This is a genomic window from Streptacidiphilus anmyonensis, from assembly GCF_000787855.1.
In the GTDB taxonomy this organism is placed as follows: domain Bacteria; phylum Actinomycetota; class Actinomycetes; order Streptomycetales; family Streptomycetaceae; genus Streptacidiphilus; species Streptacidiphilus anmyonensis.
In genome coordinates this window covers 52,249-52,569 of the sequence record NZ_BBPQ01000059.1, presented here as the reverse complement: position 1 = coordinate 52,569, position 321 = coordinate 52,249, and the positions used below count along the sequence as shown (strand labels likewise).

At 65.7% G+C, this 321-nt stretch carries 1 protein-coding gene; it reads right to left on the bottom strand.

Features of this window, described 5'->3' with window-relative positions:
• On the bottom strand, positions 1 to 321 hold a 321-nt coding region (locus TR50_RS32840), incomplete at both ends, for an ABC transporter permease (protein ID WP_042430841.1).

The following is a 321-nucleotide window of genomic DNA, read 5'->3' as shown; positions in this document are numbered from 1 at the left end:
GCGGGGTTCGCCTCGATCAGCGTGCCGGCCCAGTGCGGCAGCTTCGCGGTGACGCTGTTGACCGCCCAGAACACGCCGGACAGGTACATCCAGGTGCGGATGATGAACGGCATCAGCTGGGCCATGTCGCTGGTCTTGGCGCCGATGCGGGCCATGAACATGGCCAGGCCCGCGTTGAACGTCGACTGCAGCAGCAGGATCGGGACCATCAGCAGCCAGTTCACCGTCACCGGCAGACCGCTGACCAGGACGATGACGCCGAGGACGCCCATCGACACGATCAGCTGCTGGAGCTGGTTGACCGTGAACGCGATCGGCAGC